Genomic DNA, 13,585 nt, shown 5'->3' on the forward strand with positions numbered 1-13,585 from the left:
ACACAGGTATAAAGGTAGACTAAAGTCGTCCCCAAGTGTCGTCGCAGGGGAGCGCACACGGACGGGACAACACCGGATGCCACCGGTGCCATTCACGCTGGCAAAGGAGATGACCATGTTGAGTCTGCTGGCCTTGCTGATTCTGGCCGCCACTCTGATCACTGTTTTCTATTTACAACTGTCGCTGACCGTCGGCTCCATCACTTTCGTGGTGGCGTACCTGTTGTGCGGTGTGCTGTTCGCCGGCTGGTTGTTGAATCCTCTGCTGCTGATTCTGGTGGCGGCGGCCCTGGTGGTGCTCAACCACCCGGGACTGCGTCGCAAGCTGATCGTCCAGCCGGTGTTCAACAGCCTCGGCAAGGTAATGCCGCCGATCGGCGATACCGAGCGCGAAGCCATCGAAGCGGGCGCCACCTGGTTCGAGGCCGAGCTGTTCAGCGGCAAGCCGGACTGGGATGATTTTTCCAAGACCCGCTTCACCACCCTCAGCGAGGAGGAGCAGTCCTTCATCGACAACGAGGTGGAACAGCTCTGCGGCATGCTCAATGAATGGCAGATTTACCATGAGCTGCGCGACCTGCCCGAGGAGGTCTGGCAATTCCTCAAGGACAAGGGTTTCTTCGGCCTGATCATCCCCAAGGAGTACGGCGGCAAGGATTTCAGCCCCTACGCCCAGAGCCGGGTGATGAGCAAGATCGCCACCCGTTCACTGACCGCCGCCGTCACCGCCATGGTGCCCAACTCCCTCGGCCCGGGTGAACTGCTGGCCAAATACGGCACCGACGAACAGAAACAACGCTGGCTGCCGGATCTGGCCGCCGGCAAGGAAATCCCCTGCTTCGGTCTGACCGGGCCCGAGGTGGGGTCCGACGCCAGCAACCTGCCCGACCGCGGCGTGATCTGCACCCAGGAGGTGGATGGCGAGGAAGTGCTGGGCATGCGTCTGAGCTTCGCCAAGCGCTGGATCACCCTGGCGCCCATCGCCACCGTGGTGGGGCTCGCCTTCAAACTGTATGACCCGGATCATCTGCTCGGCGACGAGGAAGAGCTGGGCATCACCTGCGCCCTGCTCCCCGCCGACACCCCCGGCGTGGAAATCGGCCGGCGTCATAACCCCGGCGGCTCGCCGTTCATGAACGGGCCGATCAACGGCTCCGACGTGTTCGTGCCCCTGGACGCCATCATCGGCGGCCCGGACATGGCCGGCAAAGGCTGGCGCATGCTGATCGAATGCCTGGGCGCCGGGCGCGGCGTCTCCCTGCCGGCCCTGGCCACCGCCAGCGCCGAGATGGGCTACCAGACGGCCGGCGCCTTCGGCCGCATCCGCCGCCAGTTCAACACCGCCGTTGGGCAGTTCGAGGGGGTACAGGAAGCCTCCGCTGAAGTGGCCGGCCTCGCCTACACCCTGGAGGCCTACCGCCATCTGGTTACCCGGGGGCTGGAAGAAGGCACTATTTCGGTGGTCACCGCCATGGCCAAGTACCATTCCACCGAAATGATGCGCCGCCTGATCAACCGCGGCATGGACATCGCCAGCGGCCGCGCGGTGCAGGCCGGGCCACGCAACTTCATGGCACTGCCCTACCAGGCCATCCCCATCGCCATCACGGTGGAAGGCGCCAATATCCTGACCCGCTCGCTGATGATCTTCGGCCAGGGCGCGCTGCGCTGCCATCCTTTCCTCTACGACGAACTCAACGCCCTGCAGGACGAGGACAAGGAGCGCGGCCTGGAGGCCTTCGAGGCACTGTTCCTCAAGCACGCCGGTCACACCATCGGCAATATGTGCCGGGGCCTGGCCCATGCCCTGACCGGCGGCCGCCTGGCGGACATCCCCGCCAACGCGGACAGCTTCAGCACCCCCTGGTACCGTCTGATCAGCCGCTACAGCGCGGTGCTGGCCAGCACCTCCGACGCCGCTTTCGCATTGCTGGGCGGCGACCTCAAACGTCGCGAACTGCTCAGCGCGCGGCTCGGCGATGCCCACAGCCAATTGCTGATCGCCTGCGCCGTGCTCAAGTTCCATGGCACCCTGCCCCGGGACGAAGCTAACGACGCCCATGCCACCTATGCCCTGCATCACGCCCTGAGCCAGGCCCACGAAGCCTTGGAGGCGTTCTACCGCAACCTAGGCGTGTTCGGCATCGGCTGCCTGTTGAAAGGCTGGTTCTTCCCGCTCGGCCGCCCGGCCGGCGCCCACCGTCCTGGAGACGATCTGATCCGCACCGTTGGCGACCAGATCATGGAGCCCACCAGCGTGCGGGAATCCCTGGCCAGCTTCACCTACCGCTGTGATGACCCGGAAGACGCCATCGGCCGGGTGGAAAACACCTACCGCAAACTGCTGGAGGTGGAACCCGCCTACCTGGCCTTCCTCAAGGCCGACGGCAAAGGCGAGTTGGATGGGGAAACCCTGGAAGAACGCCTGCACGTGGCGGTGGCCAAGGGCGTGATTGCCGGCGACAAGGTGAACGAGCTGCTCGAGTACGACGCCCTGCGCTACGACTGTCTGCTCACCGACGCTTTCGACTTCGAACTCAAAGAGGTGAAAATGCACACCGAACGGCCGGTGTGAGTCGCGGGCCGGGCGCCGGGGGGCCGGCGTCCGGCAGCATTTCGCTAATCAGACACAAAAACAATAAATCCTGTATGGCCAGACTGCCGGCAACGACTACCTGGAAGCCCCATTCACCTTCGTGACCTCCAGATTGAATGGATCAATACCCTGTAAACACCCGGCGTTTATACCGTACTTGCCGGGCAAAGCGCGGGGCTTATGATGCGTGTAGATACCACAGGTCCTGCAGAAATAATGCTCGGCCACTTTAGTGTTGAACTGATAGCAACCCAGGCCGTGCTCTCCCTTTAACAGCTTAAAATCGGCTTGCTCTGCGTAGACCATTCTCGCCCCTTTCCTTGTGCAGATGGAGCAGTCACACATATAGGCCATGTCGAGGCTGCACCTGACCTCGAATACCACTGACTGGCAATGACAGCTTCCTTGATACGTATTCATGACTCGAAGACAACCCTGGCAGTGGTATTTACGATATGTGCTGCTGAATTCCAGTCTTGAGCCTATCGTCCTCCCCAAACACGGGCAATCGAAGCCTGGATAGATTCGGAGCGAGAGTCCGCGGAGTTCGTGGAAAGCCGGCGGTCAGCGTTCCAGGACCGTGCTTCTCCCGCGTCCTGGAACGCTGATCGCCGGCTCTCCTCCCCTGGCCAGAGGCACCCGCTCTCGGACCATCGCTGGCGCGACGTCAAAAATCGCTCCCGGCGATTTATTGCGGCTTGCCGTCCATGGCCGCCGCCCTCCGGGCCGTCGCGAGCGCGACGTCAAAAATCGCTCCCGGCGATTTTTTGATCGGCGGGTCCCAACATTGGCAAATTTAACAATGACCGTGGGTCGCGCGTCTTTCGCCGCTTGTCGGTTTCGTCTACGCTTTGCCGGATATGTCGAGTGCCCCCAATGGCCGGCTCATTCGCCGGTCAACCGGGGCCTTTGCCGCTTCCCGGCGGCCGCCTTCGACCCAATAAGCAGGTAAAAAGACCCAGTCAATGACAGTTTCCATCGAGGAAAAGGCAAGTTTCGAGTTCAAGGGCCGCATGCTGATGGCGACGGTCCTCTATCTCAAGGACCTGGACTCCCGTAGTCTGCATCAGCAAATCTCCCAACGGCTGGAAGACGCCGCCCAGTGGCTGCTGGACGCACCGGTGGTGGTGGATGTGGCCCATCCGGAAGAAGCCTCCCAGGTGGAGCTGCTGACCGCCGTGGACACCCTGCGCGGGCTGGGCGTCAATCTGGTCGCCCTGGCCCGCCACCCGGAACTGGACGACCAGGTGGCCGCCATGCTCGGCCTGGGCAGCATCAATCTGGCCAATGGCCGCGATGTGGCCCGCAGTGAGCCGCCGGCGCGCACCGGCAACAGCAAGTCCGCCCCGGCCGCCGCCGAGGACACCCTGGTGGTGGAGCAGCCGGTGCGTTCCGGACAACAGGTCTATGCCCGTGGCGATCTGATCGTGCTGGCTCCGGTGAGCACCGGCGCCGAATTGCTGGCCGAAGGCAATATTCATATATACAACACGTTGCGCGGACGGGCGCTGGCCGGCGTGCGGGGCAATGAGGCGGCGCGGATCTTCTGTCAGGATCTGGACGCGGAACTGGTGTCCATCGCCGGCCATTACCGGGTCGCCGAGGATCTGCCTGACGCCTATCGACGCAAACCCGTGCAAATGAGCCTGGACGGCGACGCTATGTGCTTCGCCGATCTGATGGGCAAAAGTTGAGAACCTGTCGTTGCCGGTGTCCGGTAGCGGCTCGCACCTACGTCTGCAAGGACTTCGAGGAGAAGAGATCGTGACAAAAATCGTGGTCGTGACATCCGGCAAGGGAGGAGTGGGCAAGACCACCACCAGCGCCGCCCTGGCAACCGGTCTCGCCATGCGTGGCCATAAAACCACGGTAATCGATTTTGATGTGGGGCTGCGGAATCTGGACCTGATCATGGGTTGCGAGCGCCGCGTGGTTTACGACCTGGTCAACGTGATCAACGGTGACGCCAATCTCAAGCAGGGTCTGATCAAGGACAAGCGGGTGGAAAACCTGTTCATCCTGCCCGCCTCCCAGACCCGCGACAAGGATGCTCTGACCCAGGAAGGCGTGGAGAAGGTCCTCAACGGCCTGCGCGACATGGAGATGGAGTACGTAATCTGCGACAGCCCCGCGGGGATCGAGAAAGGTGCGCTGATGGCCGCCTACTTCGCCGACGAAGCGATCGTGGTGACCAACCCCGAAGTGTCCAGTGTGCGTGACTCCGACCGCATCCTGGGGATTCTTTCCAGCAAGACCCGCAAGGCCGAACAGGGCGAAGGCGACATTCCCGCCCGGCTGCTGCTGACCCGCTACTCTCCGGAACGGGTGGACCGCGGCGAGATGCTGTCGGTGGGCGATGTGCAGGAAATCCTGGCCGTGGACCTGCTCGGCGTGATTCCCGAATCCCAGGCCGTGCTCAATGCCAGTAACTCCGGCGCGCCGGTGATCCTGGATCTGGAATCCGATGCTGGCCTGGCGTACGCCGATGCCGTGGCGCGGTTCATTGGCGAGGAACGCCCCCACCGCTTCCTCACCGCCGCCAAGAAAGGATTGTTTGGACGACTGTTCGGAGGCTAAATCATGGGCATCTTCAGTTACTTGCTGCCTAAGAAGCAGAACACCGCCTCCACCGCCAAGGAGCGGCTGCAAATCATCGTCGCCCGCGAACGCAGCGGACGCGGCGGTCCCGACTACCTGCCACAACTGCAGGAAGAACTGCTGGCCGTGGTGCGCAAATACGTCCCGGTGGACCCGGAGGCAGTGAATGTGCAAGTGGACCGGGAGTCCGGCTGCGAGGTTCTGGAACTGAACATCACCCTGCCGGAAGGCGAGGACGATTGATCATTATCGCCGAACCTTGACACACTGTTCTTTTGTACAGTATCTTTGCGGTTCGGCGAGCCCCCTTCAGATTCCCTTCTGTGACCCCTTGAAGGCCTGATCGATCTCCAGGTTCCACGGATGGAACCGGGCTCCCGTCAAAGCAGTGAATAGTTAATAGTGGACAGTGAATAGCTCGCGGGAAAAGCGTGAGCCTTATTTCCAGGAATATGAAAGTAAAGAGGCCGCATCCATCATCTGGGCGCGGCCTCTTTGTTTTCAGCTTCCAACCGGCGCATCCCGCGCAACTATTCCCTATTCACTGTTAACTATTAACTGCTTCTCTCATCCCATATGCCACCCATGGCTGACCACCACGGACTGGCCGGTGAGCGCCGCCGAGGGGAAGGCCGCCAGGTGCAGGGCCAGTTCCGCCACATCCTCCACGGTGGTGAATTCGCCGTCCACGGTGTTCTTGAGCATGACGTTGCGGATCACCTCATCCTCGGAGATGCCGAGTTCTTTCGCCTGTTCCGGGATCTGTTTGTCCACCAGCGGGGTGCGCACGAAACCGGGGCAGATGATGTTACTGCGCACACCGTGGGCAGCGCCCTCCTTCGCCACCGAGCGGCAGAGGCCGAGCAAGGCGTGCTTGGCGGCAACATAAGGTGCTTTCAGCGGTGAGGCCTCCAGGGAGTGCACCGACCCCATATACAGCATGGTGCCGCCACCGCTGGCGTACATGGCCCGCAGCGCTTCCCGGGTGAGCAGAAAGGCGCCGTCCAGATGCACCGCCATGACCTTGCGCCAATTGGCGAAGGACAGCTGATCCAGCGGGTCGATATGCTGAATACCCGCGTTGGCGAACGCCACATCCAGACCGCCCCAGGCCGTCACCACGGCGCTGACGCCATCACCGACCGCCGTTTCGTCGGTGACGTCCATGGTCACCGCCATGGCCTCGCCACCGGCGGCCCGAATCGCCGCTGCTGTTTCCCCGGCACTGTGGCCATCCAGATCGGCCACCGCCACCCGCGCGCCTTCCCGGGCATAGCGCTCGGCAATACCCCGGCCAATGCCGCGGGCGGCGCCAGTGATCAACGCCACCTTGCCGTGCAGACGTCCCGCTTGCTCTCCCATTCCACTACTCTCCTGTCCTACTGCTTCCCGGTTCATGACACCACCGGGCCGTCCTTGCCCTTGTTGCCGCTTTCCTGCTCGCCGGCCGCCATGGCGTCATCGCCGTTGCCCTGTTTCCGCGATGACGACCGCCCTGCCCACAACCGTAACTGACCGACGATGCCGGCGGGGAAAAAGTACACGCTGAGCACGAACAGCAGGCCGAACCACAGTAACCAGCGCTCCGGCCCCACCAGCTCCGCCAGCAGCGAGCCCGGCTCCAGACCGCCGCCCAGCCACTTGAGCACATCCTGCAGATAATTCTGCGCCAACAGGAACAAGACCGCGCCTACCACCGAGCCATAAAGTGTACCCATGCCACCGATCACGCACATCAGCAGAATGAACACCATCAGCTCGAAATTAAGTGTGTTCTCCGGATTCACATAGCGGTTGATCAGCGCGAACAACACACCAGCCAGCGTCGCCAGCAAAGCGGAGATGATCACCACCGCGGTGCGGTAAAACACGGTCCGGTAGCCGAGCGCCTGGGCACGGAATTCATTCTCCCGAATCGCCTGCAACACGCGCCCGAACGGAGAGTTCACCAAGCGCAGCAGGAACAGGAACACGCCAACAGTGACAAAGAAAGTGATGTAATACATCAGATCGCGGCCAGTGATACGCGCCTTGAACACCGATTCCCGCCATACCTCACCGAGATTTCCCGGATCGGTGAACAACCCGGTCAGGAAAGTAGTGATACTGAAACCACGCAGCTCACCATCAAAAGGTTTGAAGGCCGGCCCCAGTTCACGCGGCACCCGCACGCGCAGCCCATCCTCACCGCCGGTGATGTGATAAAGCTGCGTCACCAGACTGAGGAACGCGAACGCCACCGCCAGCGTCACCAGCGCGAAGAAAATCGCCTTCACCCGCAACGACAACAATCCCAATAACAATGCCAACAGCAGGCTCACCAGCAGGGAGGCGCCCAGCCCGATAAAGATCGGAGTAAAGCCTTTACCCATGGCGTCCATGGTCATCGCCACGCCATAGGCGCCAATGCCGAAAAACATGGTATGGGCAAAGGACACAATGTGGGTGTATCCCAACATCAAATCGTAGGACGCCACCACGATCACGAACACGCAGATCATGCCCAGGGTGGAAAATGCCCGGGTACCGGGGAACAGGAACGGCCCCAGCGCCAAGCACAGGAACATCAACAGCAGCACCACGGTGAGCGGACGACTGCGCGGATAATCTCCGGAAAGCAAGGTCTTCAGCATGTCTCTCTCCTCACACCTTGATGACCGGAATCAGGCCCTGGGGCCGCCACATCAGTACCGCCACCATCAGACCAACAGTGGCCACCGCCGCCAGCCGCGGCTCCAGATAACCGACATAGAGATTGATCAGGCCCACCAGCACGGCGCCGTAAAAACAGCCCCGCACCGAACCCAGACCACCGAGAATGATCACCACGATCACCGAGATCATCAGTTCCTCGCCCATGTGCGCGGTGATGATTTCCCGGTACATGGCCCACATGGCACCACCGATGCCAGCCAGGGCGGAGCCGGCCACGAACACCGCCAGGAACAGCAGACGGATACGGTAACCGTGCACTTCCACCATCTCCCGGTTTTCAACTCCGGCGCGGATCAGAATGCCCAGGCGGGTACGGTCGATTACCCACAACATCAGCGCGTACACTCCCAGCCCCAGGATCACCGCCAGCAGGCGATATTTTTCCAGGGCGATGCCGCCAATAATGGGAATGGCATCGCTGATCAACAGCGCGCCGCGCAGCGCTTCCGGTCGCGGCACCGGGATTTCGTTGGAACCCCAGATCACCTGCAGCAGTTCCATGACGATGATGGAGCCGCCCACGGTCACCAGGATCTGCTTGAGGTGATCGCCATAAACCGGCCGGATCACCAGCCGCTCGAACAACACGCCGAGCAACCCCGCCACCACCAGCGCGAACAGCAGCGCCGGAACCACGGCCACCAGATTGACCCACAGCGAGCCGCTGGTGTAGTCGTTCAGCCACATGGTCAGCACAGTGGCGCCGGCGAAGGCGCCGAGGGAAATAAAGGAACCGTGGGCCAGATTCAACACGTTCATCAGGCCGAAGGTCAGGGTCATGCCGGAAGCCATCAGAAACAGCATGGCGCCCATGGCCAGGCCGCTCAAAGTGAGTACCGCCCAGGTGGAGGAAGGCATCAGAAACAGCGGAATCACCACCATGATCAGCAACAGGAACAGGTGCGGTTTGTCCTGACGGAAGGCACGCAGCTTCTCCCACCACGACCTGTTGCCGGTGTCGGCGTCAAAAACATCTTGAGGAGCGGACATGCTCTGTTCTCCTTATTGGTGCGCGCCCAGGCCAAGGCCCAGCAGTTCATGCTGCAAGTCCTCGTCCTCGGCGAGTTCCGCCATGGTGCCCCGGTGCACGATATGTCCGTCACTCATCACCGCCACGGACTGGCCAAGGCGCCGGGAAAAATTGAAGTTCTGTTCCACCAGCAGGATCGATACCCGCTGTTGTTTGAGTTGCTCGAAAGCATCGGCCAGGTCATTGATGATGGCCGGCGCCAACCCCTTGGTGGGCTCATCCACCAACAGCAACTCGCGCGGTTCGATCACCGCCCGGGCAATGGCCAGCATCTGTTTCTGCCCACCGGAAAGATTGCCGGCGGCGCGATTCCAGAATTTTTTCAGCGGCGGAAACACTTCAAAAATCCAGTTCAGGCGTTGCTCGTCCATGGCACCGCTGACCGCCGCCAGGACCATGTTTTCCCGCACCGTGAGCTGACCGAAAATGCCCATGTTTTCCGGTACGAAAGCAATACCACCGCGGGCGATGGCCGGCGTTGCCGTGCCACCAATGTCACGCCCCTGAAAACGCACCTGCCCTTTGGTCAGGGTGGTCAACCCCATGATGGTGCGTAACGTGGTGCTCTTGCCGGCACCGTTACGTCCCAGCAGCACGGTCAGTTCTCCCGCCGGCACATCCAGATCGACACCGTGCAGAATGTGATATTGATCGATGTCCGCGTAGACCTCCCGCAGAGACAGAATCGGCTCGCTCATGCGCCCTCCTCCGCTTCCGCCGCCACACCCAGGTAGGCTTCCTGCACGATTGGCGAGGCGATCACCTCGGTGGGCTCACCATCGGCCACCAGTTCGCCGTTATGCAATACCACGATGCGATCCGCCAGGGAGCGCACCACATCCATTTTGTGTTCCACCAGCAACACCACTTTGTCTTCACGCTGTTTGATCTGGGCGATCAGATCCAGGATCACCGGCACTTCGTCCACGCTCATGCCGGCGGTGGGCTCATCGAACATGAAAACAGTGGGCTCCAGCGCCAGCATCAGCGCCACTTCCAGCTTGCGCTGATCACCGTGGGAAAGATTGGCCACCGCGTCATCGGCGCGGTGCAGCATGTTGACCTGCCGCAGATACTCGGCGGCGCGGTCGGTGATATCACGGCGCTTCGACGCCATTTGCCAGAATACATGGCCGATCCGGTGACGCGACGCCACCGCCAGGCGCACATTTTCCAGAGCGCTGAGATCGGGAAACAGATTGGTGAGCTGAAACGCGCGCCCCAGCCCTTTGTCCGCCCGGGCGGCGACGCCCAGATCGGTGATGTCTTCGCCAAACAGATGGACACTGCCGGCGCTGGCCCGCAGTTGTCCTGAAATCAGATTGAACCAGGTGGTTTTACCCGCCCCGTTGGGACCGACGATGGCGGTCAGGGTGCCCGCCTGGAAGGCACAGGACACCCGATTCACCGCCACGTGACCACCAAACTGGATGGTCAGGTCGCGGGTTTCGAGAACGGCGGTTGGTGACGCCATGGCAACTTCCCCGTAGGCAAACTCAAACCGTGGAGACGAGGCTCCGCGAGCTGCGCGGACGGCGCGCCGGAACACGCCGTCCGCAACCGATCAGCGCTGATTGCGCAGAGGAATCTTCATCTCGTCCATGGAGATTTCCCGTACCAGCACCGGCACGCCGGCGGTGACGGTGCGATCCGCGAACCAATCGTCACGCTCTTGCGATTCGATACGGAAGTGGTACATGGCCTGCATCGCCTGATGGTCTTCCGCGCGGAAGGTCATCTTGCCCTTGGGCGTGTCGAAGCTGAGCCCTTCCATCGCCTCGATCAGGTCCTCGCTGTCGGTGGACCCTTCGGTCTTGCGCAGCGCCGCGGTGATCGCCATGGCCTGGGCGAAGCCCTGGGCGGTGAAGAAATCCGGTGCCGCCTTGAAACGCTTGAAGTGCTCCTTCACGAACCAGTCGTTGATCTCGTTTTTTGGGGACTCGAAGTAATAGAAACCGGCGCCTTCCATGCCTGGGAAGGCGGAATAGCCGGCCAAAGCGGCCAGAATGTTACCGCCGGTGGCCAGCTTGATACCGTAACGCTCCGGATGCAGATCCTGAATACGGCCGAGCGGATTGGCGCTGCCCGCCCAGATGGCGAAGATGTACTTGCCTTTGTCGCAGCCGTCCGGATCCTTCAACGCGGTGAACAAACGCTGGGCGGCGGCGGTGAAATCGGTGGTGTCCAGGGGCAGGTATTCCTCATGCACCACTTTGCCGCCGGCGGAGGTCATCGCTTCCTTGTAGGCGGCGACGCCATCACGGCCAAAGGCATAATCCTGGGCGATGGTGGCCACGCAGACACCGGGTTGCCCCAGCGCCACCGCGTTGGAGACCGCATCCTGTGAGGAATTGCGCCCCACCCGGAAGACATAGCGGTTCCAGTCCGCGCCGGTAATGGCGTCGGCCACCCCTTCCGGCATGATGATGCGCTCGTATTCCTCGGCGATCGGCAAGGTGGCCAGGGCCACGCCGGAGGCCACCGGCCCCACCACGATGCTGACATCGTCCTCGGCGTAGGCCTCCTCCACCAGGGAGCGGGCCCGGGCGGGGTCGTTCTGGGTGTCTTTATCAATGATCTCGATCTTGCGGCCGGCCACTTCCATGGTGCCGTCGGTGGCGTATTCAAAGCCCATGCGCATGCCGTCACCCAATTGCTTGGCGTAGGCGGAAAGCGGACCGGAGAATCCGGTGACGTGGGCGATGCGGACACTGTCACTGGCTTGCGCGACAGCGGAAAACGACAGGGTACCCAGGGTGAACGCCGTTACGGCGAGCAGACGCTGCTTCATGTTATCTCTCCCTTTCTATCTTCATCGTCTGCACGGCAGCGCGATGAGTGGGCTTGTTGTTCGGTTGTTGTCATTGGGTCGAGAACCGTCCCGGCACGGCCGGACGGCGCGGCACCTCGCCTTGTCCAAACAGGGCGAACTGCATTGGCTCACAATATGACAACTGAATCAGGTTTCTTCAAGCATCAAAATGGATACAAATTTCATTATTTCGTCTACCACGCAATTCAAAGCCATCCAAAGTTCTCAATAAGACCCTATAAAACAGGCACTAACAGCGACCAAAAAGAAATCCCTTCAAACACGGTTCAACTTGACACTGCATGGCTTCAGTCGTAATTTTTCTGACTACCGATTCAGTTTTCAAATAACAAAACAGGATTTGCCCATGAGTTCCGCCGCCAAGGACATCGCCCCCAGCGCCCCGAAAACCGCCCGTGGTGCGCGCACCCGTGCCCGGATTCTGAAAGCCGCCGAGGACACCTTTGGCACTCTTGGCTATCACCGCGCGGGCATCAGCGACATCACCCGCGCCGCCGGCGTGGCGCAAGGCACGCTGTACTGCTACTTCTCCGGCAAGGAAGAAATCCTGCGTGAACTGGTGCGCGACATGGGCCATAAAGTGCGCGCCCATCTGGCCGCCAGCGTGATCGGCGCCCGCGACCGGCTGCAGGCGGAGGAATTGGGTCTGCGCGCCTTCCTCGAGTACGTCAGCGCCAACCCCTCGTTGTATCGGGTGCTGCAGGAAGCGCAATTCGTCGACGAAGCGATCTTCCGCGAGTACTACGAAGCGTTCGGCCGGGGCTACATGCGCATGCTCGCCGATGCCACCCGCAAAGGCGAAGTGCGGCCCGGCAACGACGAGATCCGGGTCTGGGCCCTGATGGGCCTGTCCAACTTCCTCGGCCTGCGCTTCGCCCTGTGGGACCGGGACCGTTCCTTCGACGAGGTGGTCGCCACCATATCCGATCTGTTCCGTAACGGGCTGGCCCTGGACGGCAAGGAGAAGGCATGAGCGAGTTGGTGCTTTATCGGAACCAGGACGGCCTGGCACGGCTCACCCTTAACCGCCCGGAGCGGCACAACGCCCTGGTGCCGGAATTACTGGATGCCCTTGCCGATGCCCTGGCCCGCGCCCATGGCGAAGCCCCCAGGGCGCTGCTGCTGGATGCCAATGGCCGCTCCTTTTCCACCGGCGGTGACGTGGCCGGCTTTTATCACACGCCGCGAGAGCAGCGCCGCGACTATGCCCACCACGTGGTGGGCCGCCTCAACGACGTCATCCTGGCCCTGCTGACCCTGCCCTGCCCCACCGTGGTGGCGGTGCACGGCACGGTGACCGGCGGCTCCCTCGGTCTGGTACTGGGCTGCGACATCGCCGTGGCCGGACCGCGCGCCAGCTTCGCACCCTGGTACACGGTGGTGGGCTACAGCCCGGACGGCGGCTGGACCGCTCTGATGCCGGAGCGTATCGGCCGCGCCCGCGCCCTCGACATCCAGTTGCTCAACCGGCGAGTGAGTGCCGAGGAAGCGCACCGCATCGGTCTGGTGCAGCACCTGGTGAACGAGGGCGAGGAACAGGATCAGGCGCTCGCGCTGGCACGGCGGTTGTGCCGGGCGCAGCCGTCCAGCGTCCGTCACACCCTGGCATTGACGCGGCCGGATCCACACCGGGTTCGCGCCGCCCTGGATGACGAGCGTCAGCATTTTCTGGAACAGATCGACAGCGACGAAGCGGACAGCGGCATGGCCGACTTCCTTGCCCGCTGATACGAAAACACCCCAAAGCCGCGAATCAAACGGGAGAGCAAACCGCCGGGAAACCTTCCTTTCCCGGCTCAACGGCCCAAGCAGT

At 61.9% G+C, this 13,585-nt stretch carries 13 protein-coding genes; 6 read left to right on the forward strand and 7 right to left on the reverse strand.

The features are described 5' to 3' along the window. Window positions 1-115 precede the first annotated feature (115 nt). Window positions 116-2,575 carry an acyl-CoA dehydrogenase gene (locus CRO06_RS12575; protein ID WP_179746583.1) on the forward strand — a complete coding sequence of 820 codons (2,460 nt, stop codon included), beginning with the start codon at window positions 116-118 and terminating at the stop codon, window positions 2,573-2,575. 96 nt (window positions 2,576-2,671) lie between these two features. Here CRO06_RS12575 and CRO06_RS12580 read toward each other — a convergent pair whose 3' ends face one another. After that, window positions 2,672-3,016, reverse strand: coding sequence for a GFA family protein (locus CRO06_RS12580; RefSeq protein WP_097058565.1), 345 nt, complete (start codon window positions 3,014-3,016; stop codon window positions 2,672-2,674). Between the two features lie 545 nt (window positions 3,017-3,561). Here CRO06_RS12580 and minC point away from each other — a divergent pair. From minC to minE, 3 genes are all read left to right on the forward strand, one after another. After that, on the forward strand, window positions 3,562-4,290 hold the full coding sequence (gene minC / locus CRO06_RS12585) for a septum site-determining protein MinC (RefSeq protein ID WP_097058566.1): 729 nt from the start codon (window positions 3,562-3,564) through the stop codon (window positions 4,288-4,290). Between the two features lie 70 nt (window positions 4,291-4,360). After that, a complete protein-coding gene (gene minD / locus CRO06_RS12590; RefSeq protein WP_022994510.1) occupies window positions 4,361-5,173 on the forward strand; it encodes a septum site-determining protein MinD in 813 nt (270 codons plus the stop codon). 3 nt (window positions 5,174-5,176) lie between these two features. After that, entirely contained in the window at window positions 5,177-5,437 is a 261-nt protein-coding gene (minE, locus tag CRO06_RS12595; RefSeq protein ID WP_022994509.1) for a cell division topological specificity factor MinE, read from the forward strand. Window positions 5,438-5,761: 324 nt separating this feature from the next. Here the strand turns inward: minE and CRO06_RS12600 are convergent, their stop codons facing one another. From CRO06_RS12600 to CRO06_RS12625, 6 genes are all read right to left on the reverse strand, one after another. Beyond that, window positions 5,762-6,556 (reverse strand): 3-hydroxybutyrate dehydrogenase, encoded by a 795-nt coding sequence (locus tag CRO06_RS12600; protein WP_022994508.1) that lies wholly within the window; start codon window positions 6,554-6,556, stop codon window positions 5,762-5,764. A gap of 32 nt (window positions 6,557-6,588) precedes the next feature. Next, window positions 6,589-7,827 carry a branched-chain amino acid ABC transporter permease gene (locus CRO06_RS12605; RefSeq protein WP_097058567.1) on the reverse strand — a complete coding sequence of 413 codons (1,239 nt, stop codon included), beginning with the start codon at window positions 7,825-7,827 and terminating at the stop codon, window positions 6,589-6,591. A gap of 10 nt (window positions 7,828-7,837) precedes the next feature. Continuing rightward, window positions 7,838-8,899 (reverse strand): branched-chain amino acid ABC transporter permease, encoded by a 1,062-nt coding sequence (locus tag CRO06_RS12610; protein ID WP_022994506.1) that lies wholly within the window; start codon window positions 8,897-8,899, stop codon window positions 7,838-7,840. A 12-nt stretch (window positions 8,900-8,911) separates the two neighbouring features. Next, window positions 8,912-9,637, reverse strand: coding sequence for an ABC transporter ATP-binding protein (locus CRO06_RS12615; protein ID WP_022994505.1), 726 nt, complete (start codon window positions 9,635-9,637; stop codon window positions 8,912-8,914). Then, a complete protein-coding gene (locus CRO06_RS12620; RefSeq protein WP_022994504.1) occupies window positions 9,634-10,413 on the reverse strand; it encodes an ABC transporter ATP-binding protein in 780 nt (259 codons plus the stop codon). The genes CRO06_RS12615 and CRO06_RS12620 overlap by 4 nt, the downstream gene beginning before the upstream one ends. 90 nt (window positions 10,414-10,503) lie before the next feature. Beyond that, window positions 10,504-11,730 (reverse strand): substrate-binding domain-containing protein, encoded by a 1,227-nt coding sequence (locus tag CRO06_RS12625; RefSeq protein WP_097058568.1) that lies wholly within the window; start codon window positions 11,728-11,730, stop codon window positions 10,504-10,506. Between the two features lie 388 nt (window positions 11,731-12,118). Between CRO06_RS12625 and CRO06_RS12630 the strand changes: the two genes are divergently transcribed. Both CRO06_RS12630 and CRO06_RS12635 read left to right on the forward strand, forming a co-directional pair. Continuing rightward, window positions 12,119-12,745, forward strand: a complete 627-nt coding sequence (locus CRO06_RS12630; protein ID WP_063139669.1) for a TetR/AcrR family transcriptional regulator — start codon at window positions 12,119-12,121, stop codon at window positions 12,743-12,745. Continuing rightward, window positions 12,742-13,500: an enoyl-CoA hydratase/isomerase family protein gene (locus tag CRO06_RS12635; protein WP_055100772.1), complete on the forward strand. Its 759-nt coding sequence runs from the start codon at window positions 12,742-12,744 to the stop codon at window positions 13,498-13,500. Before CRO06_RS12630 ends, CRO06_RS12635 begins: the two co-directional genes overlap by 4 nt. Window positions 13,501-13,585: the final 85 nt, after the last annotated feature.

Origin of the sequence: Alloalcanivorax xenomutans (assembly GCF_900217905.1) — a bacterium.
GTDB lineage: Bacteria > Pseudomonadota > Gammaproteobacteria > Pseudomonadales > Alcanivoracaceae > Alloalcanivorax > Alloalcanivorax xenomutans.

What these genes read in the sequence shown, in the direction of transcription:
- CRO06_RS12575 (WP_179746583.1), top strand. Translation starts at nt 116, where the DNA reads ATGTTGAGTCTGCTGGCCTTGCTGATTCTGGCCGCCACTCTGATCACT.
- CRO06_RS12580 (WP_097058565.1), bottom strand. Translation starts at nt 3,016, where the DNA reads ATGAATACGTATCAAGGAAGCTGTCATTGCCAGTCAGTGGTATTCGAG.
- minC (WP_097058566.1), top strand. Translation starts at nt 3,562, where the DNA reads ATGACAGTTTCCATCGAGGAAAAGGCAAGTTTCGAGTTCAAGGGCCGC.
- minE (WP_022994509.1), top strand. Translation starts at nt 5,177, where the DNA reads ATGGGCATCTTCAGTTACTTGCTGCCTAAGAAGCAGAACACCGCCTCC.
- CRO06_RS12600 (WP_022994508.1), bottom strand. Translation starts at nt 6,556, where the DNA reads ATGGGAGAGCAAGCGGGACGTCTGCACGGCAAGGTGGCGTTGATCACT.
- CRO06_RS12605 (WP_097058567.1), bottom strand. Translation starts at nt 7,827, where the DNA reads ATGCTGAAGACCTTGCTTTCCGGAGATTATCCGCGCAGTCGTCCGCTC.
- CRO06_RS12610 (WP_022994506.1), bottom strand. Translation starts at nt 8,899, where the DNA reads ATGTCCGCTCCTCAAGATGTTTTTGACGCCGACACCGGCAACAGGTCG.
- CRO06_RS12615 (WP_022994505.1), bottom strand. Translation starts at nt 9,637, where the DNA reads ATGAGCGAGCCGATTCTGTCTCTGCGGGAGGTCTACGCGGACATCGAT.
- CRO06_RS12620 (WP_022994504.1), bottom strand. Translation starts at nt 10,413, where the DNA reads ATGGCGTCACCAACCGCCGTTCTCGAAACCCGCGACCTGACCATCCAG.
- CRO06_RS12625 (WP_097058568.1), bottom strand. Translation starts at nt 11,730, where the DNA reads ATGAAGCAGCGTCTGCTCGCCGTAACGGCGTTCACCCTGGGTACCCTG.
- CRO06_RS12630 (WP_063139669.1), top strand. Translation starts at nt 12,119, where the DNA reads ATGAGTTCCGCCGCCAAGGACATCGCCCCCAGCGCCCCGAAAACCGCC.
- CRO06_RS12635 (WP_055100772.1), top strand. Translation starts at nt 12,742, where the DNA reads ATGAGCGAGTTGGTGCTTTATCGGAACCAGGACGGCCTGGCACGGCTC.